The organism is Streptomyces asiaticus (assembly GCF_018138715.1).
Lineage (GTDB): Bacteria > Actinomycetota > Actinomycetes > Streptomycetales > Streptomycetaceae > Streptomyces > Streptomyces asiaticus.
On record NZ_JAGSHX010000006.1, the window covers coordinates 889,972 to 912,594 of the forward strand.

At 71.6% G+C, this 22,623-nt stretch carries 18 protein-coding genes and 2 pseudogenes; 5 read left to right on the forward strand and 15 right to left on the reverse strand.

All coding sequences use genetic code 11. The features are described 5' to 3' along the window. Nucleotides 1–15: 15 nt before the first annotated feature. From KHP12_RS11500 to KHP12_RS11530, 7 genes are all read right to left on the reverse strand, one after another. On the reverse strand, nt 16–990 hold the full coding sequence (locus KHP12_RS11500; RefSeq protein ID WP_086881095.1) for a phosphotransferase family protein: 975 nt from the start codon (nt 988–990) through the stop codon (nt 16–18). After that, a complete protein-coding gene (locus KHP12_RS11505; protein ID WP_211832902.1) occupies nt 987–2,189 on the reverse strand; it encodes an acyl-CoA dehydrogenase family protein in 1,203 nt (400 codons plus the stop codon). The genes KHP12_RS11500 and KHP12_RS11505 overlap by 4 nt, the downstream gene beginning before the upstream one ends. Nucleotides 2,190–2,219: 30 nt before the next feature. Then, nucleotides 2,220–3,365 carry a thiolase family protein gene (locus KHP12_RS11510; RefSeq protein ID WP_086881097.1) on the reverse strand — a complete coding sequence of 382 codons (1,146 nt, stop codon included), beginning with the start codon at nt 3,363–3,365 and terminating at the stop codon, nt 2,220–2,222. After that, complete coding sequence (locus KHP12_RS11515) at nt 3,362–3,745, reverse strand: Zn-ribbon domain-containing OB-fold protein (protein WP_086881111.1); 384 nt, start codon at nt 3,743–3,745, stop codon at nt 3,362–3,364. The genes KHP12_RS11510 and KHP12_RS11515 overlap by 4 nt, the downstream gene beginning before the upstream one ends. A gap of 5 nt (nt 3,746–3,750) precedes the next feature. Next, complete coding sequence (locus tag KHP12_RS11520; protein WP_037953706.1) at nt 3,751–4,539, reverse strand: enoyl-CoA hydratase/isomerase family protein; 789 nt, start codon at nt 4,537–4,539, stop codon at nt 3,751–3,753. A 94-nt stretch (nt 4,540–4,633) separates the two neighbouring features. After that, the gene (locus KHP12_RS11525) at nt 4,634–5,815 is read right to left on the reverse strand and encodes an acyl-CoA dehydrogenase family protein (protein WP_086881098.1); all 1,182 of its coding nucleotides are present in this window, start codon (nt 5,813–5,815) and stop codon (nt 4,634–4,636) included. A 138-nt stretch (nt 5,816–5,953) separates the two neighbouring features. Beyond that, entirely contained in the window at nt 5,954–6,757 is an 804-nt protein-coding gene (locus KHP12_RS11530; protein ID WP_244202689.1) for an SDR family NAD(P)-dependent oxidoreductase, read from the reverse strand. Between the two features lie 95 nt (nt 6,758–6,852). Here KHP12_RS11530 and KHP12_RS11535 point away from each other — a divergent pair, with 95 nt between their 5' ends. Together KHP12_RS11535 and KHP12_RS11540 are read left to right on the forward strand one after the other, a co-directional pair. Beyond that, nucleotides 6,853–7,893, forward strand: a complete 1,041-nt coding sequence (locus KHP12_RS11535; protein WP_086881099.1) for an NAD(P)-dependent alcohol dehydrogenase — start codon at nt 6,853–6,855, stop codon at nt 7,891–7,893. 86 nt (nt 7,894–7,979) lie between these two features. Beyond that, entirely contained in the window at nt 7,980–8,729 is a 750-nt protein-coding gene (locus tag KHP12_RS11540; protein WP_086881100.1) for an SDR family oxidoreductase, read from the forward strand. Nucleotides 8,730–8,764: 35 nt separating this feature from the next. On the opposite strand, the gene KHP12_RS11545 is transcribed toward KHP12_RS11540, so the two are convergent. Further along, nucleotides 8,765–10,066, reverse strand: a complete 1,302-nt coding sequence (locus KHP12_RS11545) for an MFS transporter (RefSeq protein WP_086881101.1) — start codon at nt 10,064–10,066, stop codon at nt 8,765–8,767. A 349-nt stretch (nt 10,067–10,415) separates the two neighbouring features. Between KHP12_RS11545 and KHP12_RS11550 the strand changes: the two genes are divergently transcribed. The 3 genes from KHP12_RS11550 to KHP12_RS11560 are packed head-to-tail and all read left to right on the forward strand — an operon-like array spanning nt 10,416 to nt 13,443. Beyond that, complete coding sequence (locus KHP12_RS11550) at nt 10,416–11,618, forward strand: acyl-CoA dehydrogenase family protein (protein WP_051573220.1); 1,203 nt, start codon at nt 10,416–10,418, stop codon at nt 11,616–11,618. Next, entirely contained in the window at nt 11,615–12,643 is a 1,029-nt protein-coding gene (locus tag KHP12_RS11555; protein ID WP_086881102.1) for a phosphotransferase family protein, read from the forward strand. Before KHP12_RS11550 ends, KHP12_RS11555 begins: the two co-directional genes overlap by 4 nt. A 29-nt stretch (nt 12,644–12,672) precedes the next feature. Further along, nucleotides 12,673–13,443 carry an SDR family NAD(P)-dependent oxidoreductase gene (locus tag KHP12_RS11560; protein ID WP_086881103.1) on the forward strand — a complete coding sequence of 257 codons (771 nt, stop codon included), beginning with the start codon at nt 12,673–12,675 and terminating at the stop codon, nt 13,441–13,443. An 82-nt stretch (nt 13,444–13,525) separates the two neighbouring features. Here the strand turns inward: KHP12_RS11560 and KHP12_RS11565 are convergent, their stop codons facing one another. The 7 genes and pseudogenes from KHP12_RS11565 to KHP12_RS11595 all read right to left on the reverse strand — a co-directional run bounded on the left by KHP12_RS11565 (nt 13,526) and on the right by KHP12_RS11595 (nt 22,616). Next, nucleotides 13,526–14,884: an FAD-dependent oxidoreductase gene (locus KHP12_RS11565; protein ID WP_086881104.1), complete on the reverse strand. Its 1,359-nt coding sequence runs from the start codon at nt 14,882–14,884 to the stop codon at nt 13,526–13,528. Between the two features lie 381 nt (nt 14,885–15,265). Continuing rightward, a complete protein-coding gene (locus tag KHP12_RS11570) occupies nt 15,266–16,744 on the reverse strand; it encodes an FGGY-family carbohydrate kinase (RefSeq protein ID WP_211832904.1) in 1,479 nt (492 codons plus the stop codon). A gap of 228 nt (nt 16,745–16,972) precedes the next feature. Beyond that, on the reverse strand, nt 16,973–17,995 hold the full coding sequence (locus KHP12_RS11575) for a LacI family DNA-binding transcriptional regulator (RefSeq protein ID WP_246648517.1): 1,023 nt from the start codon (nt 17,993–17,995) through the stop codon (nt 16,973–16,975). Nucleotides 17,996–18,054: 59 nt separating this feature from the next. Next, nucleotides 18,055–19,292, reverse strand: a pseudogene (locus KHP12_RS11580) (AMP-binding protein); the annotation flags it as partial. Between the two features lie 130 nt (nt 19,293–19,422). Continuing rightward, nucleotides 19,423–19,932: pseudogene (locus KHP12_RS52870) on the reverse strand (ankyrin repeat domain-containing protein); the annotation flags it as partial. A 67-nt stretch (nt 19,933–19,999) separates the two neighbouring features. After that, a complete protein-coding gene (locus KHP12_RS11590; protein WP_086881107.1) occupies nt 20,000–21,445 on the reverse strand; it encodes a GntP family permease in 1,446 nt (481 codons plus the stop codon). Nucleotides 21,446–21,608: 163 nt separating this feature from the next. Next, a complete protein-coding gene (locus KHP12_RS11595; protein WP_086881108.1) occupies nt 21,609–22,616 on the reverse strand; it encodes a Bug family tripartite tricarboxylate transporter substrate binding protein in 1,008 nt (335 codons plus the stop codon). Nucleotides 22,617–22,623: the final 7 nt, after the last annotated feature.

The following is a 22,623-nucleotide window of genomic DNA, read 5'->3' on the forward strand; positions in this document are numbered from 1 at the left end:
CGGACCGCTGCCGGGTCAGCCGAGGATGTCGCGGGCGGTGCGGATCATCGCGGCGATGGTGGGCGGCAGGCGTTCCTGATCCGGGTCGTGGTGTTTGCCCTCGCGGTGGCGGCGCAGGTTGTGGCCCATGATCGCGGCCATCTTCATGCGGCCGAGCGCCCGGAACCAATCCATCGCGGGCAGCGCGGGCCCGCCGTCGCCGTAGGTGTCCAGCAGTTCCGCCTCGCCGGGCAGACCGGGCACGGCGTGTCCCAGTTGGGGGAAGTTGCGGTGGTCGGCGAAGAGCAGGAACCAGCCCAGGTCGATGCGGGGGTCGCCGACGCTCCAGATCTCCCAGTCCACGACGGCCACCGCCCGCTCGCCCGCGCACAGCACATTGCCGAGCCGGAAGTCCCCGTGCAGCAGCACCGGCGGCAGGCCGCTTGGCACGCCATCGGCGAGACGTACCAGCAACTCCTCGCCGCCGGGCCGCAGTTCGGCGGGAACGGCACGCAGGGTGCGGCTCCATCGGTCCAGCTCGCCGGAGGGGTCGAGCGGTGCGGGCGGGTCGAGCCCGGGGGTGTGCACATCGGTGCCGTGCAGCCGCCGCAGGACGGACGCGATCTCCAGCATCCGGGCGCGGGCCGTCGCGGCGGGCACCTCGTGGTCGTCCAGCACCGGCTCGACGGCCGCCCCGTCCGCGAACTCCATGGCGAACCAGGCGGGTTGTGTCTCGTCTACGGCCACCACGCCCGGTACCGGCACCGCGGACCCGGCCAGCGCGCCCAGCACCCGTGCCTGGCGCAGCACGTCGTTGCGTCCGACGGGCCGCTGCCCCGGTGGCACGGCCTTGACGACGTACCGGGCGTCCCCGGCCGCGACCTCGTAGGTCAGCCCGGAGTGGCCGCCCGGCAGCACCCGCAACTCGCCGATGGCCGCGCCCGGGTGGTGGCGGGCGAGCCGGTCGCGGACCCGTGCGGCCAGCTCCGGCACCTCGGTGGCCATGTTCATCGGACGGGCTCCTTGGGCAGGCCGAGGACGCGTTCGGCGAGGATGGTGCGCTGGATCTCGTCGGTGCCGCCCGCGATGCTGTAGCCGGGGGCGCCCAGCAGGTGCTCGGTCCAGGCGTAGGTGCCCCACTCCCCCGTGTCCGCCACCAGGCTCGGCCCCAGCAGCTCGGACACCAGGTCGCTGGTGCGCCGCATGGTCTCGGTGGCGTACAGCTTGCCGACCGACGCCTCCGCGCCGGGCTCGCGCCCCGCGACGAGGGCGGCGGTGACCCGCAGCCCCATGAGCCGCTGGACGAGGGTGCGGATGTGGAGGTCGGCGGCGCGCTGCCGCTCGGCGCCGGTGAGGGGGCGCGGCAGGTTCGCGGCCAGGTCCAGCGCCCGGTCGGCGTTGTCCAGGCCGAGGCCGCCGGAGTCGAGCCGTTCGGCGGCCAGCACGCTGAGCGTGACCCGCCAGCCCTCGCCGACCGGCCCGAGCCGGTCGGTGTCCGGCACCCGCACACCGTCGAGGTAGACCTCGTTGAAGCTGGTGCCACCGGTCATCTGCCGGATGGGCCGTACGGTGACGCCCGGCGCGTCCATGCGCACCAGGAAGACGGTGATGCCGGCGTGCTTGCGGACGTCCCCGTCGGTGCGGCACACCGCCACGCCCCAGGTCGCGACGCGGGCGCCGGAGGTCCACACCTTGTGCCCGGTCAGCACCCAGCCCTCGCCCTCGCGCACCGCCCTGGTGCGCACCGCGGCGAGGTCGGAGCCCGCCTCGGTCTCCGAGAACAGCTGGCAGGCCAGTTCGTCGGTGCGCAGCAGGGGCACGAGCCAGCGGCTCTTCTGCTCCTCGGTGCCCCACAGGCCGATCGCGGGGGCGACGAGTGCCTGTGTCACGGGGAAGATCTCGGGGCGGTGGGGTATGTCGAAGGCCGCCTCCTCGGCGCGGTAGAGCTGCTCGTAGTACGCGGGCAGCCCCCGCCCTCCGTACTCCCGCGGCCAGTTGAACGCGGACCAGCCGTGGTCGTAGCGGGTGCGTTCCCACTCCTGGACGCGGGCGGTGTGCTCGCGCTCCTGCTCCTCGGTCCAGTTGTCGAACACGGCGACGGAGTCGGAGCCGCTGCCCCACTCCCCGTCGGCGGCGCGGGGCCGGGCGACTCCGGTGAGCCACCGCCGGGCCGCGGCGCGGAACTCATCGGGTTCCGGGATGCCGCTCATCTGCGCTGCCACCTCCTTTCAGCGGATGGTTCAGCGGGACAGGACCGTGCAGGCGCTCACGCCGGGGGCGCCGTACACATGGGTGAAGCCGACCCTGGGCTCGTCCGGGACCTGGCGTTCGCCCGCCTGTCCGCGCAGCTGCTGGACGACTTCGTAGACCTGGCGCAGTCCCGAGGCGCCGATGGGTTCGCCGTTGGCGATGCAGCCGCCGTCGGTGTTGACCGGCAGCGTTCCGCCGATCCCGGTGGCGCCCGAGGCGACCAGCCCCTCCTGCTCGCCGTCCGCGCAGAACCCGCACTCGGCCATGTGCATCACCTCGGCACCGCTCTCGGTGTCCTGCAACTGGCAGACGTCCACGTCGCCGGGGCCGACTCCCGCCTCCTCGAAGGCGGCGGCCGAGGCGTCACGGCTGACGCTGGCCAGTTCGCCCCCGGGGATCCACGGGCTGAACACCTCGAACGAGCCGAAGCGCCGGGTGCGTACGACCGCCGAGCGCAGGGTGACCGGCGTGCCGTCCAGCGCGCGGGCGGCCTCGGGCGAGCAGAGGACCAGCGCCGCCGCGCCCGCTCCCGGGGAGCAGAACATATAGCGGGTCAGCGGGTCGCTGACCATCCCGGACTCCAGGATCTCCTGGGTGGACAGCGGCTTTCGGCGCCATGCCTCGGGGGTCAGAGCTCCGTTGCGGTACGCCTTCTCGGCCACCAGGGCGAGGGTCCGCGGGGTGATGCCGTGGTCGTGCATATAGCGCTGGATCTTCATGCCGAAGAACTGGGTGGTCACCATGAGCCCGTCGCTGCCGTACTCCGCTCCCAGGCCCCAGTCCTCGGGCCGCGGATCGAAGGCGCCGCGCGGGTGTTTGTCGAAGCCGACGGCGAGGACGACGTCGGCCATGCCGGAGCGGATCGCGTTCACGGCGGAGACCAGCGCGCTGCCGCCGGTGGCACAGCCGTTCTTGACGTTGACGAACGGCAGGCCGGTCAGGCCGAGTTGGGCCACCAGGGTGTCCGCGAGGCCCGCGCTGTCGCTGCCGCCGAACGCGGCCCCGACCCGCGACCACGGGATCCCGGCGTCCGCCAGCGCGGCGTTCACGGCGGCCACGGCCAGCTGCCGGCCGGTCGCCTCGGACCGGCCGAACGGGGTGCGCCCCGCGCCGCAGATCAGCACATCGGTGCTCAAGAGCCCTCCTCGCTCAGGGTCGTGGGCCGGGCCCGGGGCACCCCGGGGCCGGCGGTCACGGAAAGAGCCATGCCGATGCGGATGTCGTCGAGGTCGTCGACGTCCAGGACGGCGGCCACCCGTACGTCATCCGCCAACTCGACGTAGCCGAGGGCGAACGGCGCGAAGCCTCCGGGCGGGGCCTGGTAGGGCGGCGACTTGGGCGCGTACCGCTGCACCGTCCAGGTCCACAGCGTGCCCGTGCCCTGGAGGACCGCCGGATCGGCCGGCCCTCCGCAGCGCGGGCACGTGTCGTCCGCGGGATACACCGTCACCGAGCAGCCGGAGCAGCGTGCACCCTGGAGCCCGCCGGCGGCGGGGCTCCGCGGATCCGTGGTCATCCGGATCAGCGCCCCTGCCACTTGGGTTCGCGCTTCTCCAGGAACGCCGAGACGCCCTCGTTCGCGTCCTCGGAGTTGAGCGCCACGCCCACGGCGAGGTGCTCCATCACCATCAGCGACTGGGTGTCGGCGTCCAGGCTGCGGTCGATCGTCATCTTGGTGAGCCACATCGTGAAGGGGCTCTTGTCCGCGAGGTGGCTGATGAACTCCTCCACCGTCGCGTCCAGCTCGTCGGCCGGGGCCGACTTGTTGATCAGCCCGAACTCGGCGGCCTCGACCCCGGAGAGCAGCTTGCCGGTGAGCATCAGCTCCTTGGTCTTACGGATACCGATCATGCGCGGCACCCGGTAGATCGGACCGGCCCCGCCGAACAGCGCACGGCGGATGTGGAAGTCGCCGATCTTCGCGTCGTCGGCGGAGATGGCGAAGTCACAGGAGATCATGATCTCGAAGCCACCGGCGGTGACGTGGCCCTCCAGGACCGCGACCGAAGGGGTCTTCATCGAGTACAGGCGGTCGCACACCTTCGCGGACTTCACCGCGACGTCGATCGCGTTCGACTTGCCGACGTACTCGGCCTTCAGGCTGTCCAGGTCGAAGCCCGAGCAGAAGGTGCCGCCACGGCCGCGCACCACCAGGACCCGCAGGTCGGGGTCCTCGTCCACCTCGGTGATGATCTCGTCGAGCCGGTCCAGGATCGGCACCGTGACGCAGTTCTTCTTCCACGGACGGTTGAGCCACACCCGGGCGACGTGTCCATCGCGCTCGAACTGGATCTCGTCTTCCGTTGTCATCCCTCACCCCTCTGAAACTGAACTGAATTCACTACAACTCTGATTCCAATGCCGCACGGTGTCAAGCCCTTGATCGAGACATACCTATTGCGGTTCAGGCGGCGGGACGGGGGGTGGCGGTGCGGGCGGCGGGACCGACGAGCCCGGCGAGCCGGGCCCGGTGCTGGTCCGCGGTGCCGAACAGCACCTCGGCGCCGCGCGCCCGGCGCACATACAGATGGGCCGGGTGCTCCCAGGTGAAGCCGATACCGCCGTGCAGCTGGACATACTCGGCCGTCGCCAGGCGGAAGGTCTCGGAACAGACCACGGCGGCGGCACAGGCGGCCACCGGCAACTGCGGGGAGGCGACGGCCGCGCAGGCGGTCGCGTACGCGGACGCCGAACGCGCCGCCTCCAGCGCCACCAGCACATCGGCCAGCCGGTGCTTGACGGCCTGGAAGGACCCGATGGGACGGCCGAACTGGTGGCGCTGCGCCACGAACGCGACCGTGGCGTCCAGCGCGTGGCCGCTGCCGCCGACCTGCTCGGCGGCGAGCGCGGCCCGTCCGGCGTCCAACGTCGCCGACACCGCGCCCTCCGTGCCGTCCGCCGTGCCCTCGGCGCCGTCGGCCGCGCCTACGGCGGCGGCCGGGGCGCCCCGGAACTCCACCAGCGCCTGGCGCCGGGTCTCGTCCAGGACGCGGCGCGGAGTCCGCCGGCAGCTGTCAGGGGCGGGCTCACAGGCGAAGAGCCGGGGCCCGGCGGGCGTTCCGGCCCGCACCAGGATCAGCTCCGCACCGGCCCCGTCGAGTACGAAGTCGGTCTGCCCGCGCAGCACCCAGCCGCCGCTCCCCCGCTCCGCGGCGACGCCGGGCACGCCGTCGTCGAACCCGGCCACGGTGGCGGTGAGCGTGCCGTCGGCGATCCGGGGCAGATAGCGCTCGCATGCCGTACGGTCGCCGCTGAGCAGCAGGGCGTGCGCGGCCAGGACCACCGTGGGCAGCAGCGGCCCGCAGTACAGGGCGCGCCCGGACTCCTCCAGGGCCACGGCCAGCTCGGCGAAGGTGAAGCCCGACCCGCCGTACTCCTCCGGAACGGCCAGCCCATGGACCCCGATCTCACGCGCGAGCCGCGCCCAGAGCGCTTCGTCGTATCCACGCGGGGTGGCCAGATGTGTGCGCAGATCCTCGACGCCGCTCGTCTCGGCGTAGAAGTCCCGCAGGACGGTTCGGAGTTGTCGTTGTTCATCCGTTTCGGACAGCAGCTGGGGGGCGATCTCGGGGTGGCGATGGTGCATGGGATCTCCATCGTGGTCGTACGACGGCCGGAAGATACAAGAATTGAACTCAATTCAAGACCGTAGGCATCGAACTCCGCGTGGGCAAGACCCGCACCGCGGGCAGCACCCGCACCGCGCCCGCCCCGGACACCCGGCTCAGGCGGTGAACCGGCCGCCGTTGGCGAGCAGCACCGCGCCGACCAGGTTCGCCGCGGCGTCGCTCACCAGGAAGAGGGCGATCTCGGATATCTCCTCGGGCGTCGCGTACGGGCGCACCCGCGGGTCGGCGAAACCGGCCCGCAGCGCCTCGGGGGTGCGGGCCGCCATCCCCGTCTCGGTCGGCCCCGGCGCCACGACGTTCACGCGGATCCCGGACGCGATGACCTCCTTGGCCACGCCCTGGGCCAGCGCGTGCACACCCGCCTTGGAGGCCGCGTAATGGGGGTAGCCGACGGGGGCGTCGAAGGCCGACGACGAGCCGATCACCGCGATCGCCCCGGCCCCGGCGGGCCGCATGACCCGCACCGCGGCGCGCAGCACATGGAAGGTTCCGTCCAGGTTCACGCGCAGGACCCGCCGCCAGGAGGCGTCGTCGAGGGAGTCGGTCAGCTCGACCGGCCGCCCTTCGACCACCGCGTCCGCGATGCGCCGCTTCGCCTCCGGATCGTCCACCCCCGCCGCGTGCACCAGGACGTCGAGCCGCCCGTACCGGCGCAGTACCTCCTGGAAGGCGCCGTCGACGGCCGCCGCGTCCGTCACGTCGAGCGCGATCGGCCTGGCGCCGGGCAGCTCCTCGGCGACCGCCGCGGCGCCCTCCCCGTTCACATCCGCCAGGACGACGGCCGCCGCCCCTTCCGCGGCCAGCTGCCGGGCGACCGCCGCGCCCATGCCGGAAGCGGCTCCCGTCACCATCGCGACCCGGCCGGCGAACCTCCCGGCGCGGACATCCCCGCGTGTCACATGGACTCCCTTCACTTGCCAGGACCATCTATTGAACCGACTTCACCTCTGTTACCGTGGCAGCCGCAGCGCTGACAAGACCCGGGACGGTGAAGATGAGGGCACTGCGGTTGACGGCCTGGGGCGAGGCTCCGGCATCGGTTGAGGTCGAGCGGCCCGTCCCCCACGGCGCCGAGGTGCTGGTGCGGGTCGAAGCCGCCGGACTGTGCCGCTCCGATCTGCACGTCATGGACGCTCCTCCGGGAGCGCTCCCCTACCGGCTGCCGTTCACCCTCGGCCATGAGATCGCCGGGCAGGTCACGGACCTGGGGCCGGACGCCGACGGGGTGGCGGCAGGTGACCGTGTGGTGGTCTACGGGCCGTGGGGCTGCGGCTCCTGCGCGCGTTGCGCCGCGGGCTCCGGCAACTACTGCGACCGGCGTGACACCCTCGCCTGGCACGGGGCGGGACTGGGCCGGGACGGCGGCATGGCCGAGTATCTGCTCGTCCCGTCCGCCCGCCATCTGGTGCCGATCGGCGACCTGCCGGCCGACCAGGCCGCCCCGCTCTCCGACGCGGGCCTGACCTCCTACCACGCCGTGTCCGGGCTCCGGCCCGCACTCGGCGAGGGCACCACCGCCGTCGTCATCGGTGTCGGCGGGCTCGGCCACCTGGCCGTCCAGATCCTCCGTGCCACCACCGAGAGCCGGGTGCTTGCGGTCGATGTCCGGGAGGACGCCCTGGCCCTCGCGGACCGTTCCGGCGCGGACTTCTCCACCCTGATGCGGCCGGACACCGCCCGCGCGCTGCGGGCGCGAAGCGGTGACGTGGGAGCGGACGCCGTGCTCGACTTCGTCGGCACCGCACAGACACTGGAACTCGCGGTCGGCGTCCTGCGCCCCGGTGGCGAACTCGCCTTCGTCGGAAGCGGGGGCGGCAGCCTGACGGTGGCCAAGCCGGGTGTCCTCCCGGCCGGCTTCCGGCTCTCGCTGCCCTTCTGGGGAACTCGACACGAATTGGCCGGGGTGGTCACGCTGGCACGTTCGGGAGCGCTCCGCGTCGAGACGGAACACTTCCCGCTGTCCGCCGCTGCGGAGGCGATCGACCGGCTTCGCCGGGGCGCGGCTCGGGGCCGGACCGTGCTCGTCCCCAACTGATCACATTCGCGGTGAACCGATGGCTCCGGCTCAGGGATGCCGGGCTCAGGGATGCCGGGCTCAGGGATGCGGAAGGGAAGTTCAGCATGCGCTTCGACGGAAGAGTGGCGATCGTCACCGGCGGCGCCCGGGGCATGGGTGCCACGCATGTACGGGAGCTGGTCGCGGAGGGCGCCCGGGTCGCCGTCTGTGACCTGCTGGACGACGAGGGGGAGGCCCTGGCCGGGGAACTGGCCCCTGCGCGGTACTGCCACCTCGACGTCACCGACGAAGCGGAGTGGCGGTCCGTCGTCCGCACGGTCGAGGACACCCTCGGACCCGTGGACGTCCTGGTCAACAACGCGGGGATCATGCACTACGGCGGTGTGGAAGGGCAGTCGCCCGAGCACTTCCGCCGGATCATCGACGTCAATCTGGTGGGCGCCTTCCTCGGCATGCACACCGTCCTCCCCGGTATGCGCGAGCGCGGCCACGGAGCCGTCGTCAACGTCTCCTCGGCCGCCGGGATGACGGGTTTCGCCCATGGCATCGGCTATGTGGCGAGCAAGTGGGGGGTGCGCGGGATGACCAAGGCCGCCGCACTGGACATGGCGGGCAGCGGGGTGCGTATCAACTCCGTCCACCCCGGGGTCATCCGTACGCCCATGGGTGAGAGTGCCTCACCCGAACTCTTCGCTCATCAGCCCGTGGCACGCATCGGCGAGCCCGAGGAGGTCACCCGCATGGTGCTCTTCCTCGCGAGCGACGACGCCTCCTACACCACGGGTGGGGAGTTCCTCATCGACGGTGGCCAGACCATCGGCCTCGGCGGCCACTCCGCCACGACGGCGGACTGACGCGGCACGGTGGTCGGCGGCCACCGCGGCCGCCCCTATACGTCCTTGCGTACGGTGAACAGGGAACCGATCCCGATCAGGCAGACCAGCATGACGAAGAACGCCGGGGAGAGCAGGTTCCCGGTCTTGTCCACGAGGAAGGCCGCGATGTACGGAGCCGTACCGCCCGCGAGGACGGTGCCGAGGTTGTACCCGATCGCCATGCCGGTGTAGCGGACCCGGCGCTCGAACAGATGCGGCCACAAGCTGGCCGCCGGGACCTGCACGAACGCACTGCCCAGCATCAGCAGGACATACGCCGCCCCGGCCAGGGCCAGGCTGTGCCGGCCCATGAGCATCATCGCGGGGTAGGCGGTCACCAGAAAGGCCAGCAAGCCGCCCATCAGGACGCGGCGGCAGCCGAACCGGGCGGAGAGCCAGCCGGCCGGGACCATGAGCAACACGGTGACCAGCACGACGCCCGAGCTCAGCCAGTACACCTTCGTGGTGTCGAATCCGAGGTTGGTGGTCATATAGATGCCGATGTACGTCAGCCCGAGGAAGATGGCGCCGCCCTGGGCCATGGCCAGGCCGACGGACTGCAACAGCGGCACACGGTGAGTGGACAGGACCTCCCGGATCGGAGCCGTGGGGATATCGGCGCGCTGTGCGGCCTCCTTGAATTCCGGGGTGTCCTCGATCCGCAGCCGGGCCCACAGACAGATCAGGGTGAGCGGCACGGCCATCAAGAAGGGTAGCCGCCAGCCCCACTCGGCCATCTGGTCCTTGGTGGTGAAGGCGGAAATCGCTCCGGCCGTCGCGGCCGCGAACATGAACCCGAGGTTGGACCCGATGGGTGTGACGGCGCCGAGGAAGGCCCTGCGTTGAGGTGGCGCCGACTCGTAGATGTAGGTGTAGGCGCCGACGGACTCGCCGCCCGAGGAGATGCCCTGCACCATCCGGGTGAGGAAGAGGAGCACCGCGGCGACCACCCCGATCTGGCCGTAGGTGGGCAGCAGCCCCGTGACGCTGCTGGCCACCCCCATGCACAGCACCGAGGAGACCAGCGCCTTGCGACGCCCCCATCGGTCGCCGATCCATCCGAAGAAGACACCGCCGATCGGCCGCACTACCAGGCCGGTGGCGAACACCGCGAGCGCCGCCAGCATCGAGGCCGTCGGATCGTTTCCCGGGAAGAACTGCGGAGCGATCGCCACGGCGAGATAGCCGTAGATGCTGAAGTCGTAGTACTCGATCAGGGTGCCTATGCTCCCGGCGAGCATCGCGCGCCGCACCGTCCGTGGATCGTACGACGCCGACTCCTCCCCTGGAGGTGCGGGCTGTTGTGTGGTGCTCATGTTCCGGCTCCCTTCCCAACGGCACGGTCCGGTGCCCTGCCGACGCCCGGGACGCTACAGAACTGAACTCAGTACAGCTAGCCATCGAACAGGAGTTTTCTGCGGGAAGCGCGTCGGACGCCGTGGGCACGAGTGGGCGCGCGGACCAAAAGGGCTCTGAGCATACACAGCCCGACCTGCGACTCAGGCGGCGGCGAAGCGCCACGCGGGACGGCCATGGCAGCGACACACGCCCGATCGGTTGATGATCTGAATTGGATTCGGTTTACTCGTAAGGGGCGGACGCACCATGTGCGCCGTCCGCGCCTCAGACCTACAGGTAGGCAGTAGCCAAGCTCGGGAGTGCAACGTGCCCATCGGGTTCGAGATCGAGGAAAGAGTCGCGGAGATCGCGCGGCGCACCACCGAGTTCGTACGGGACGTGGTGATACCCGAGGAGCGGGTGTGTGACGGCGATGTCCATGCCGGGCCGGAGCCGCTGCGCCGCCGGCTTCAGGACGCGGCCCGCGAGGCGGGGGTGTTCGCCCCGCACGTCGACGCCGAATGGGGCGGACTCGGACTGGACCTGCGCGGGCAGGCAGTGGTGTTCGAAGCGGCCGGGTACTCGCTGCTGGGGCCACTCGCGCTCAACTGCGCGGCGCCCGACGAGGGCAACACACACCTGCTCGAGGTGGTGGCCACGAAGGAGCAGAAGGAGCGGTATCTGCGCCCGCTGGCGGCCGGTGAGACGCGCTCGTGTTTCGCGATGACCGAGCCGGCGCCGGGCGCCGGCTCCGACCCGCGCGCCCTCGCGACGACCGCGACGAGGATCGACGGCGGCTGGCGGATCGACGGCCGCAAGTGGTTCATCAGCGGCGCCGACGGGGCGGCCTTCGCCATCTGCATGGCCCGCACCAGCGGCGACCCGGGCGACCCGGGCGGCGCGACGATGTTCCTCGTCGCCGCCGACAACCCCGGCATGAAGATCGTCCGGAATATCGACACTCTGGACCGGGGTCTCTTCGGCGGCCACAGCGAAATCGCCTTCGAAGGCTGCGAGGTCGGGGACGAGGCCGTGCTGGGCGAGGTGGACCAGGGCTTCGGGTATGCCCAGGTACGCCTGGGGCCCGCGCGGATGACCCACTGCATGCGCTGGCTCGGAGTGGCCCGGCGGGCGCAGGACATCGCCCTGGAGCGCGCGGCGGACCGTTCGGCCTTCGGCAAACCGCTGGCCGAACTGGGCATGGTGCAGCAGATGCTGGCCGACTCCGAGATCGACATCGAGACCGGCCGGGCGGTGCTGTGGCGGGCCTGCTGGGAGCTGGACCAGGGCCGCCCGGCCGCCCAGCACACCTCCATCGCCAAGACGTACGTCTCCGAGGCGGTGCACCGGGTGGTCGACCGGGCCGTCCAGATATGCGGTGCGCTCGGCATCTCGGGGGACGCCCCGCTGTCGCGGCTGTACCGCGAGGTGCGTCCGTTCCGTATCTACGACGGCCCTTCCGAGACCCATCGCTGGGCCATCGCCAAGCGCGCGGTGCGGGCGGCGCGGGAGCGGAGGGCGGCTCGGTGACCCTCCCCGGGACGACGCCGGCCGGCGTCGACGTGGCCGCGCTGGAGCGCTACTTCGAACGCCACGTACCCGAGTGCGCGGGCCCGCTCGAGGTCACGCTCCTGGAGGGCGGGCGCTCCAACCTCACCTACACGGTGACCGATGGGACACACCGGTGGGTGCTGCGCCGGCCGCCACTGGGGGTGCTGACGCCGACGGCGCACGACATGGACCGCGAATACCGCGTCGTCGCGGCGCTCGCCGACACCGCGGTGCCGGTCGCCCGGGCCGTGCTGTCGTGCACGGACCCGGAGGTGATCGGGGCGCCGTTCTGCGTCGTCGGCTTCGTGGAGGGCACGGTGCTGCGCGACGGCGACGAGGCCGCCGTACTCCCGCCGGACGACGCGCGGCGCGCCGCTGACACGCTGGTGGACGCCCTGGTCACGCTGCACTCGGTGGACGCCGTCGGCGTCGGGCTCGGCGACTTCGGCCGGCCCGACGGCTATCTGGAGCGCCAGGTGCGGCGATGGCGCGGGCAGTGGGACAAGGTCGCCACGCGGAGCCTGCCCGACCTCGACGAACTGCACGGCAGACTGGCCCGCTCGCTGCCCGCGAGCGGCGCCCCGGCCATCGTGCACGGCGACTACCGCCTGGACAACGTCATCCTGGCACCCGGCGGCTTCGGGCGGATCGCCGCGGTCCTCGACTGGGAGATGGCCACGCTCGGCGATCCCCTCGCCGACCTCGGGATGCTGCTCATGTACTGGGACCGGACCTGCGAACCGGTCCTTGCGGCGCGGCATGTCCCGACGGCCAACCCCGGTTTTGGATCGGGGCGCGAACTGGCGGAGCGATACGCCGAGAAGTCCGGACGGGACATCGGCGCCCTGCCGTATTACCAGGCCCTGGGCTGTTTCAAGCTGGCCGTCATCGCGGAGGGCATCCACGCCCGCTTTTCGGCGGGACAGACGGTCGGCACGGGGTTCGAACGGGTCGGGTCCGCGGTGCCCGCGCTACTGCGCTCGGGGCTGGAACTCCTGCCGTGACCACTGACACGCAAGACGAAGGAGATCCCGTGCGAGACCGACTGTCCGGACAGATCGCCCTGGTCACCGGCGCGACCGGCGGCATAGGAACCGCCATCTCGCGGCGGTTGGCCATCGAGGGCGCCACGGTGGTGGTGACCGACGTGGACGCCGGCCGCTGCGAGCGGCTGGCGGAGGAGCTGACGAAGGAGCTGGCGGCCGACGGAGCGCCGGCGCTGGGCCTCGCGCTGGACGTGAGCGACGAGGAGGCGTGGCGCGGAACGGTCGAGCGCGTGGTCTCCCAGCTGGGCGGCCTGTCCGTGCTCGTCAACAACGCGGGGATCGCCCAGATGCGCACCGTGGAGACGGAGACCCAGGAGTCCTGGGACAAGGTCATCGCGGTGACCCAGGGCGGTGTCTGGCTCGGCATGAAGCACGGTGGCCCCGCGATGGAACGCTCCGGCGGCGGCTCGATCATCAACATCGCGTCGATCTTCGGCACGGTGGGCGGCTTCGGCAGCCAGTTCTCGTATCACGCCGCGAAGGGCGCGGTCCGGCTGATGACGAAGAACGCCGCGCTGCACTGGGCCACCCGCGGCGTCCGGGTCAATTCGATCCATCCCGGCTTCATCGAGACCCCGCTCTCGCGCGAACTGTGGCGGGGCACGCCTCGTCACACCGCGATGGTCGAGGGCACCCCCATGGGGCGGCTCGGCAGTCCGGAAGAGGTCGCGGGGGCCGTCGCGTTCCTCGCGTCCCAGGACGCGAGCTTCGTGACCGGCTCCGAGCTGTATGTGGACGGCGGCTGGACGGCACGCTGACGGGACACCACCCGCCGTGGCGGACGAGCGGGTGGCGGCCGGGTGTCGTGGCGGACGAGCCGGGTGCCCGGCCGCCGCGTGCTCAGTCCGTCGCGTGCGACGCGGTCGCGGTGGCGGTGGCGGTGGCGGTGTCCGCGGCGGTCAGTCCGAACACCAGGGCCGAGGCGATGCCACCGGCGTAGGCACGGTTCCACAGGCCGCCGGTGTCCGACCCGGCGGCGAGCAGTCCGGGCAGCGGTTCGCCGTCCCCGCGCAGTACGCGGGCCCGGTCGTCGATGCGGACACCGTGAAAGGGGAAGGTGATGGCCGGTACCGCCTCGATCACGTAGTACGGCGGTTCGTCCAGCGGGAGGCGGTCCAGTTTCCGGCCGGGCGAGGGCTCCAGCCCCGCCGCGGCGTGTTCGTTGAACAGCTTGACCGCGTCGCGCACGGCATCGCCCCGATACCCCCATTCCTCCGGGAGGTAGGCCAGTTCGTCGAGGTCTTCGGCGAGTCCCACCCGGCCGCCCCGCTTGCCGGCCAGGGCGAACTTGTCCACGGCGACCGCGCCCTCGACGTAACTGCCGACGACCCAGTCACGGAAGACCCGGGCGTCGGCGATGAGCAGGCCCCGGCCTTCGGGCTGCTCCAGCAGCGCCATGGCAGTGAGGTGGTCCCCCAGCGTCTCGTCGACGAACCGGTCGTTGGCCACGTTGAACAGGAGGGCGTGCTCGCTGTAGTAGAGCGACAGGTCGACGAAGTCCGCCGGATCGGCGAAGGGGATCCCGCTGGGGATGAGATGGCCGTAGAAGCCCGCGTCATCGTGGCCGGTGGCGGCACCGACCGAGGTGGCCAGACGGTAGCCACCGCCGCGGCTGAAGGGGTTGGAGCGGAGCTCCATGCCCCCGGCCCGGGGGTGCACATGCGTGGCGCGGAGTTCCGTATCGCCCTGGAACCCACCGGTCGCGATGAGTGTGGACCCGGCACGCACCTGGGTGCGGGTGCCATCGGCCAGTCGCAGTTCCGCCCCGGTCACGACACCGTCGTCGACCACCAGCCTTTCGGCGCGGGTCTCCAACAGCAGCGTGCCACCGCCTCGGCGGATGGCTTGACGACAGGTGGCGACATACTGATGGGTGTCGAACTGGTGCCCGCGACCGAAACTGAGAACGCGCTGTGCCTCCTTGATGTCCACGCCGAGGGAACGGATCCACGAGACGCCCTCGGGGAACCGCTCCACCAGGGCGCGCTTGAGAGCGGTGTCTCCATACGGATTCTGCTGGTCCATGACGTCGTGGCTCGGCGCGGTCCATGCGTAACCCGCGAAGAGCGCGGAACCGCCGACGTCCTTACCGATCTCCACGACCGTGACGGACAGACCGTTGTGAACCGCGCGGGCACCGGCGGTCAGCCCCGCCATACCCGCACCGATGATCAGCAGATCGACTTCTTCCGCGCGCACGCGACTCCCCTCCGACCATGGGACAACCCTCCCAGCAAAACTGAATCCAGTTCAAAGAACAAGCGTTGCGACCAGATCAGCCTGCCAGAACCAGCATCACCATGACCGAAGTGGATTCGCCTGATGAGAGTGTCAGCGGTAGTGGGCCGCCAGTTCGGCGATGGAGGTGAAGGTCTGTGTTCCGGCGCTGCCACCGATGACGCGGACGCCGTCACCGGTTGTGGTGTCGAAGTCGAAGACGTAGGTCTTGTTCGTGCCGGCGGCCGAGGAGGTCGGGTAGGCCGGTGTGACGCGTTGACCGGTGACATCGGTCCAGGTGCCGTTGCGGCGGACCTGGATCCTGGGTGGGCCGCTGAACCAGCCGCCGTCGCCGGGGGGCGCTCAGCGCTCCTGTAGCGCGGCCAGCGCGTGGACGGTCGCGGCGGTGTCCGGGTACAGCCGCCGGTAGAGGGCGTACAGCTCGTCGTAACGCCCGGTGTGTTCGGGGCGGGGCGTCACCGTCTCGCGCACCGGGTTCCAGTCGTCGATGGAGGCGTCGCCGACGAGCTGGGCGGCAAGCAGAGCGTCGCCGTAGCCCGCGCCGATGGTGGTGGTGCGCAACTCCTGCGGGCGGCCGGTGATGTCGGAGACGATCTGCGTCCACAGCGAGCCCTGGGTGCCGCCACCGACGGCGACCACCCGGCGGATGTCGCCGCCGACCGCCTCGATGACCTCGATGTTCTGGCGGATGGCGAAACCGGTGGCCTCGAGCGCGGCCCGATAGAGGTCGCCGCGGGTGTGGGACAGGGTCAGCCCGGCGATCACTCCACGGGCGTCGGGGTCCATGATCGGGGTGCGCTCGCCGGAGAAGTACGGCAGCATCAGCAGGCCGTTGGCGCCGACGCCCGACTCGGCGGCCAGCGCGGTGAGTTCGGCGTGGCCGCCGTCGGCGAACAGGTCCTTCAGCCAGTTGGCCACCGCGCCGGAGGTGGCCATGCCACCGGCCAGGTTCCGGGTCCCGGGCACGGCGCCGACGGTGCCCCACAGGGACGGGCTGGTCAGCGGCTCGGGCACGGTGTGGATGAGGAACATGGTGGTGCCGTACATCAGCATCAGATCGCCGATGTTCTGCGCCCCCACGCTCAGGGCCTCGGCCCAGGCGTCGATGGTGCCGGTGGTGACGGGGATACCGGCGGGCAGACCGGTCGCCGTGGCGGCCTCGGGGGTGAGGGCGCCGGCCGCCTCGCCGGGCCAGCGCAGCGGCGGCAGCTCGATCCCGGGGGCGACCTCGGCGGCCCAGGGGGCGTACCACTCGCCGGCGAGCGTGTCGTACAGCGGGGTGCACTGGCTGGCCGAGTGGTGGTCCAGGACGTAGTTCCCGGTGAGTTTTCTGACCAGCCAGGAGCTCGGCATGTACAGGCGCCTGGCCCGCGCGTAGAGATCGGGTTCCTCCTCGGCGATCCACGCGATCTTCGGCCCGGCGGCCTGGGTGGTCAGGGCGGAGCCGCCGCGACGGATGATCTCGTCGGCGCCGAGCCGCGCCTCGATGCGCTGGATCTGCCGGACCGAGCGGGTGTCCACACCGTAGAGCACGGCGGGGCGCAGCGGGGCGTCGTGCTCATCGGTCAGCAGGACGCAGGGGCCCATGCCACTGACCCCGACGGCGACCACGGTGGTGTCCTCCGCGGCGGTCAGCTCGCGGGCGAGTTCGGTGAACTCGCGCCACCAGACGGAGGCGTTCATCTCGAAGTGGCCGGGACCCGGTCTCGCGGGCGTGTGCTCCCGGGTGGCGGAGCGAATCAGTGCGCCATCGAGACCGACGAGGACGCCCTTGCTGCTCGAGGTGCCGATGTCCACTCCGATGACTGCGTTGCAAGGCATGGCGAGCACGCTGACAGAAAACGATTTCATCGTCAAGAGAGACCACGCGAACGGCCATTGCCCCGGCGAAAAGCCATATCAGCAGCGCGCATCGGCACCCAGGGACACTCCGGGATACCCCGCGAGTGGCCGCATGTCTCACCCCTTGACACCCCCTGGGGCCCGCTCTACGTTTCGGTGAAATGGATTTCAGACGTGCTGCGCCGCGTCGCTCGTGGCGCCCGCCCGTCAGGCCCGGGCAGGCCCGGCCGTGCTCTCCCTGACCTGTAGCTTTGTGCGCAGCACCACGGTCTGCACCGGCGACACGCTGCCGTCCATGCGCTGGAGGAGGAGGTCGGCGGCGGTGCGGCCCAGCTCGTACGAGGGCAGTTCGACCGCGGTGAGCGACGGGCGTACCAGCGATGCCCAGGGAACGTCCCCGAAGGAGAGCACACCGACGTCGGGTGGGGTGCGGCCGGTCTCGCGGAGGGCGTCGAGGACACCGATGGTCATGAGGCTGTTGGCGACGAACACGGCATCGGGCGGCTCGGGCAGCGCAAGCAGTTCGCGCATCGCCGCGCGGCCGCCGTCCACCCGGAAGTCGGCGTGCCGTACGTAGGTGTCGTCGGCCGCGGCCGGGCCGCCCTGGGCGGCGCGCAACGCCGTGCGGTGGCCCGCGAGGCGCTCCTCGGAGGTGGAGACGCCTTCGGGCCCCGTGACGCAGGCGATCCTGTGGTAACCGGCCTGGAGGAGGTGGCGGGTGGCCACCTCGCCACCGTGGTGGTTGTCGACCCGGACCGCGTCCACCTCGGCGTCGCGCGGACGACGATCGACGGCGACCACGGGCACACGCCGGTCGGTCAGCGGCCCCAGATCCGTCTCGTCCTGGGACGCCGCCGCCACGATCACGCCCGCCATCTGCTCACCGAGAGCCACCTCCAGGTAGCGGCGCTCCTTGTCGGTGTCCTCGTCGGAGTTGCAAAGGACCACGGAGAGGCTGGTGCGCTGCGCGGCGTCCTCGACGCCACGGGCGAGCGAGGTGAAGATCGGGTTCTCGATGTCCGGGATGATCAGCGCGATCACACTGGACCGCTGCTTGCGCAGCGACCGCGCCACCCGATTGGGCGCGAACCCGAGGGCAGCCGCGGCCTCTTGTACGGACAGGGCACGTGCCGGTGTGACCTTGCCGCCGTTGAAGACACGCGAGACGGTCGCCGGAGAGACACCGGCGGCTCGCGCCACGTCATGGATCGTCACCAACTGTGTCCGCATCCTTTCACCGTGTACGGTCAGGCTTCACCCTACCCCGTGGTGAAAAGGATTTCACACAGGTAGCCGCGGGCCACCTGGGGTCCGCGCACTTGGACGTGGCCCACCCGCCGGTCGTCCAGCGGGCGGTCCGCGCCGTCCACGATGCGCACCTCGCACCCGGGCACCGGCAGACCGACGTCCATCAACTCCACGGCGTCCGGGCCCCGGGCCGTCTCCACCGCGTGGCCCCGGCTGAGAGCCGCCCGGTCCAGCACACGCTCCACCGCCATCTCGCCCAGGGGCGGGAAGGTGACCGCCAAAGTGGCCTCGGCCAGGCCGTAGACCGGCAGTGGTGCCCGCTCGTCGAGGCCGGACGTCCGCGCCTTCGCCACGAACCTCCACCACACCGCCGGGGCGATCGGCTCGGCACCGACCAGGAGCAATCGCACGGAGGTCAGATCGAGCCGCGCGAAGACCTCATCCGGGATCCGCCGTACGGCCAGGGCCAGGGCGAAGCTGGCGGCGGACAGGAGGGTCGCCCCGGTGGCGGGCCGCCGTCTCCAGCCACAGCGCCGGACGCTTGGCGAACGACAACGGCTCCAGCCGTACCTGCTTGGCGCGCGCGGCGAGCGGGCCCAGGTGGGTGCCGATGAGCCCCATGTCGTGGAAGTACGGCATCCAGCTCGCCACCACATCGTCGGGTGTGATGGCCGCGGCGAGCCGCATCTGCTCCAGGTTGGCCAGCACGGCGGCATGCGTCAGCTCGACGTCCTTCGGGGCTCCGGTGCTGCCCCGAGGAGAACTGGACGAACGCCACGTCGTCGGGCGTGGCCTGCGGCAACCGGGTGGGCGGGCGCCCCTGCCGCAGATCGTCCAGTCGCAACGCCTCGACACCATCGGGCAGTTCGCCCAGCAGCGTCTCCGTGGCCTCGTCCACCGCCACCGGCGGGCGGCCGAGCGATTCCCACACCGGCGCCACCCGCCGGACATCGGACGCGAGCGACACCGGGACGAGACCGGCCAGCAACGCACCCCAGAACAACGCCTGGAAGTCATCGCCGCGGTCGGCGAGCAGCGGGACACAGGTGCCCGGCGCCACCCCGGCCGCGAGACAGCCACCGGCGACGCACATCGCCTCGTCCCGCAGCTCCGCGAAGGTGACGGTCCGCTCGCCACCGTCGCCTCGGACATGCACCAGCACCTGGTCCGGGGCCGCCTCTGCCGCGCCCGTCGAGACCTGCGGGAGCGTGGTCTCGCCATTCGGTCCGGTTCTGGGCGCTCTGGCGTCCCGTCCTGCCGTAGGTGCCCGGCCGGTCACGGACGCCGCGGGTCACCATGATGTCGACGAGTTCGACGAGGTAGTCGGCGGAGAGCTCCTCGCCTTCGACCCGGCGGGTGGTGGGGTGGGGGCGGCCGGGGCCCGCGGCCGTGAACTGGGGTGCGTTGCCGAAGGCCGCCTGGGCGCGCGGGTCGGCGCCCGCCGCGAGCAACGCGTCGACGGCCGCGGCCGAACGCGCCGCCACGGCGTGGTGCAGGGGTGTCGCGCCGTACTCGTCGAGCGTGCCGACGTCAGCGCCCTCGTCGAGCGCGGTACGCAGCGCATCCACGTCCCCGGCGGCGCACGCCCGCAGCAGGGTGCGGCCGGCCGGGTCGGGTGTGCTGCGGGGCGGGAGTTCGAGGATGGCGAAGGCCACTTCCTGGTGCGGCGGTGCGGCGCTGGCCAGCATGACGAACCGTGCGCCGGGGAGCCGCGTCGCCACGCCGCCCAACCGCCGCCCCGGCGCCGGGTGCCGGGTGCCGGGTGCCGGGGCACCGAAGAGTTCCGCGAGGTCCGCGTCGTCGACATACGTCCCCTCGGGGTCGTACTGCACGACCACATAGCTCCCGCCGGTCAGCTCCTCCCGCAGCTCACCGGACTCGGCCTCCGCGAGGCACCGCAACAGCTCGTCAAGATCCATGGCCGGAGTCTCGCAGGTGGGTCCGTCAGCCACCGGGCCGCCGGACCCACCGCGGGCGACCGGCGTCTCAGGCGAACACCGACAGCAGCAGGGCCATGGCCAGACCCAGCACACTGACCAGGGTCTGCACGGCGGTCTGGGTCTTGGTGGCCTGGGTGAGGTCCATTCCGAACGACTCCTTCACCAGCCAGAACCCCGCGTGGTTGACGTAGTTGAGACCGAGCGAACCGGCGCCGATCGCGACCACGAGCAGGGAAGCCTCCAGGCCCCCGCCGTCGCCGATGAGCGGGGCCACGATGCCGGTGGCGGAGACGATGCCGACAGTGGCGGAACCGGTGGTCAGCGACAGCAGCAGGGCGATGAGCCAGCCCAGCAGGATCACATTGATGTGAGCGCCCTCGGCGGCCGACGCGATGGCATCGCCGATGCCCGAGTCCTGAAGGACCTGCTTGAACGCCCCTCCCCCGCCGATGATGAGCAGGATGGCGGCGATGGACTTCAGGCTGTCGGTCAGGGAGGCCCGGGTCTCCTCACCCGAACGGCCGGAACCGGAACGGGCGGAGCCGACCATCGTCACCCCCAGGGCGAAGACGAAACCGGCGAGCATCGCCACCAGCGGTTCTCCGGCGAACACCAGCGCCGCGCCCAGCCCGCTCGACTCGTCCAGCACCGTCTCGGCCAGGGTGCGCAGCAGCATCAGGACGACGGGCACCAGCACGGCCGCCACGGCCAGACCGGTCGGCACACCGGTCCGGCGGGACACCTCCGCGCTCGCCCGCGCACCGGGCGCCGAGGTGCCGGTTTCAGCGGGCTGACGCTCAGCCCCCGTGAACTGCGCCACCAGCTCGGCGTCCGGAGCCACATCGGGAAGCCGGGGCGCGATCCAACGGGCGTAGACGGGCCCGGCCAGGATGACGGTGGGCACGGCGCAGACGATGCCGACGCCGAGGGTGAGGCCGAGGTCGGCGTGCAGGCCGGTCATGGCGGTCAGCGGGCCGGGGTGGGGCGGCAGCATGCCGTGCAGGGTGGACAGCGAGGCGATGGCGGGCACGCCGAGGAGCACGTACGGGCTGCCCTTGGCACCGCCCTGTTCCTCCATCCTGCGGGCGACACTGAAGATCAACGGCAGCAGCACGATCAGGCCCACCTCGAAGAACATGGGCACACCGATGACGAACGCCGCGGCACCCACCAGCCAGGGCAGTCTGCGGGGCTCGGCGCGGGCGACGAGGGCGCGGGCGATGGCGTCGGTGGCGCCCGAGTCGGACAGCAGACGGCCGAGCATGGCGCCCAGGGCGAGGGTGACGCCCACGTCGCCGAGGGTGCCGCCGGCGCCCTCCTCGATGGATCCGGCGAGTTTCGCGGCGGGCTCCCCGGCCGCTATCCCCGTGCCCACACTGACCAGGATCAGCGCGACGAACGGATGGACCCGCAGCCTTGAGTTGATGAGATAGATCAGTGCTGCGATCGCCACCGTGAGGATGAGCAGCAGCCACCAGGTGTGTGCGGTCATGCGGCGCCTTTCCAGGACATAGGGGTTCGTACCAGGGCATGCGGGGGGTTCGTACGCCACCAGGGCATGGGTGGGTCAGGGGGTGTGGTTCAAGGGCGACAAGAGTGAGAGGCGACAAGGGTGGGAACGGCGTGTGGCGGCCGCCGCCCGGCGGGGTGTTCGGTCAGTCCAGTCCCAGGTGTCCGACCAGCTCCGCCACGTTCTTGTCCTGCCGGGCCAGATACGCGGCAAAGGCGCCACCCGTGGTGAAGGCGTCGGTCCAGCCGTGGCGGGTGAGCTCGGCCTTCCACTGCCGGGAGGTGTGCAGCGCGGTCAGCACCGCGATCCAGCGTTCGCGGTCCGCGGAGCTGATGCCGGGCGGGGCGACGATCCCCCGCCAGTTGTCGAAGACCAGGTCGATCCCGGCCGCCTTCAGCGTCGGTACACCGGGCAGCGCGGCCACGGGCCGGTCGCTGGTGACCGCGAGCACCCTGAGCTGCCCGGCCGCGATCTGGTCGAGGAACTCGCCGATGCCGCTGGTGGCGAAGTCGACCCGGCCGTCCAGCAGCGCGGGGAGCAGATCGCCGCCACCGCCGTCGTAGGCGTCGTAACGCACCGTCTTCGGCTGGATGCCGACGGCGCGGGCCAGCGCCATGGGCAGCAGGTGGTCCGGGCCGCCCGGCGACGAGCCACCGCCGACCGTGACGTCTCCCGGGTGCTTCCGCCACTCCGCGACCAGGTCCCCGATGGTGCGGTACGGCGAGTCCTCGCGGACCACCACCGCCTCGGGCTCCTCGATCAGGCGGGCGATCGGGGTGGTCCGCGCCACGGTCACCTTCGCGTGGGCGACATGGGACGCGCCCAGCACGCCGAGGCCCATCTGGAGGGCGAGCCGTCCGTTGCCCCGTTCGTCCACGACGCGCTGGAGACCGACCGTGCCACCGGCCCCGGGCAGGTTGAACACCTCCATGCCGGAGGTGGTCCCGGTCTCCTCCAGCACCCGGGCCACGGTCCGGGCCGTGGTGTCGTAGCCGCCTCCGGGTGTGTTCGGCACCAGGATCCGCAGCCCGTCGTCCCGGGTGTCCCCGGTGCCCGGCCAGGTGCCACAGGCGCCGACGAGCAGGGACAGCACGGCGGCCAGGGCGCCGGACAGGACGCGGGTACGGGTACGGGTGCCGGTGCGACGTCTCATGGCACCT

Bases quoted from the DNA above. Each gene is read 5' to 3' on its own strand.
- KHP12_RS11570 (WP_211832904.1), bottom strand. From the start codon at position 16,744: ATGCCTTGCAACGCAGTCATCGGAGTGGACATCGGCACCTCGAGCAGC.
- KHP12_RS11595 (WP_086881108.1), bottom strand. From the start codon at position 22,616: ATGAGACGTCGCACCGGCACCCGTACCCGTACCCGCGTCCTGTCCGGC.
- KHP12_RS11525 (WP_086881098.1), bottom strand. From the start codon at position 5,815: ATGCACCATCGCCACCCCGAGATCGCCCCCCAGCTGCTGTCCGAAACG.
- KHP12_RS11575 (WP_246648517.1), bottom strand. From the start codon at position 17,995: ATGCGGACACAGTTGGTGACGATCCATGACGTGGCGCGAGCCGCCGGT.
- KHP12_RS11590 (WP_086881107.1), bottom strand. From the start codon at position 21,445: ATGACCGCACACACCTGGTGGCTGCTGCTCATCCTCACGGTGGCGATC.
- KHP12_RS11520 (WP_037953706.1), bottom strand. From the start codon at position 4,539: ATGACAACGGAAGACGAGATCCAGTTCGAGCGCGATGGACACGTCGCC.
- KHP12_RS11500 (WP_086881095.1), bottom strand. From the start codon at position 990: ATGAACATGGCCACCGAGGTGCCGGAGCTGGCCGCACGGGTCCGCGAC.
- KHP12_RS11540 (WP_086881100.1), top strand. From the start codon at position 7,980: ATGCGCTTCGACGGAAGAGTGGCGATCGTCACCGGCGGCGCCCGGGGC.
- KHP12_RS11545 (WP_086881101.1), bottom strand. From the start codon at position 10,066: ATGAGCACCACACAACAGCCCGCACCTCCAGGGGAGGAGTCGGCGTCG.
- KHP12_RS11515 (WP_086881111.1), bottom strand. From the start codon at position 3,745: ATGACCACGGATCCGCGGAGCCCCGCCGCCGGCGGGCTCCAGGGTGCA.
- KHP12_RS11505 (WP_211832902.1), bottom strand. From the start codon at position 2,189: ATGAGCGGCATCCCGGAACCCGATGAGTTCCGCGCCGCGGCCCGGCGG.
- KHP12_RS11535 (WP_086881099.1), top strand. From the start codon at position 6,853: ATGAGGGCACTGCGGTTGACGGCCTGGGGCGAGGCTCCGGCATCGGTT.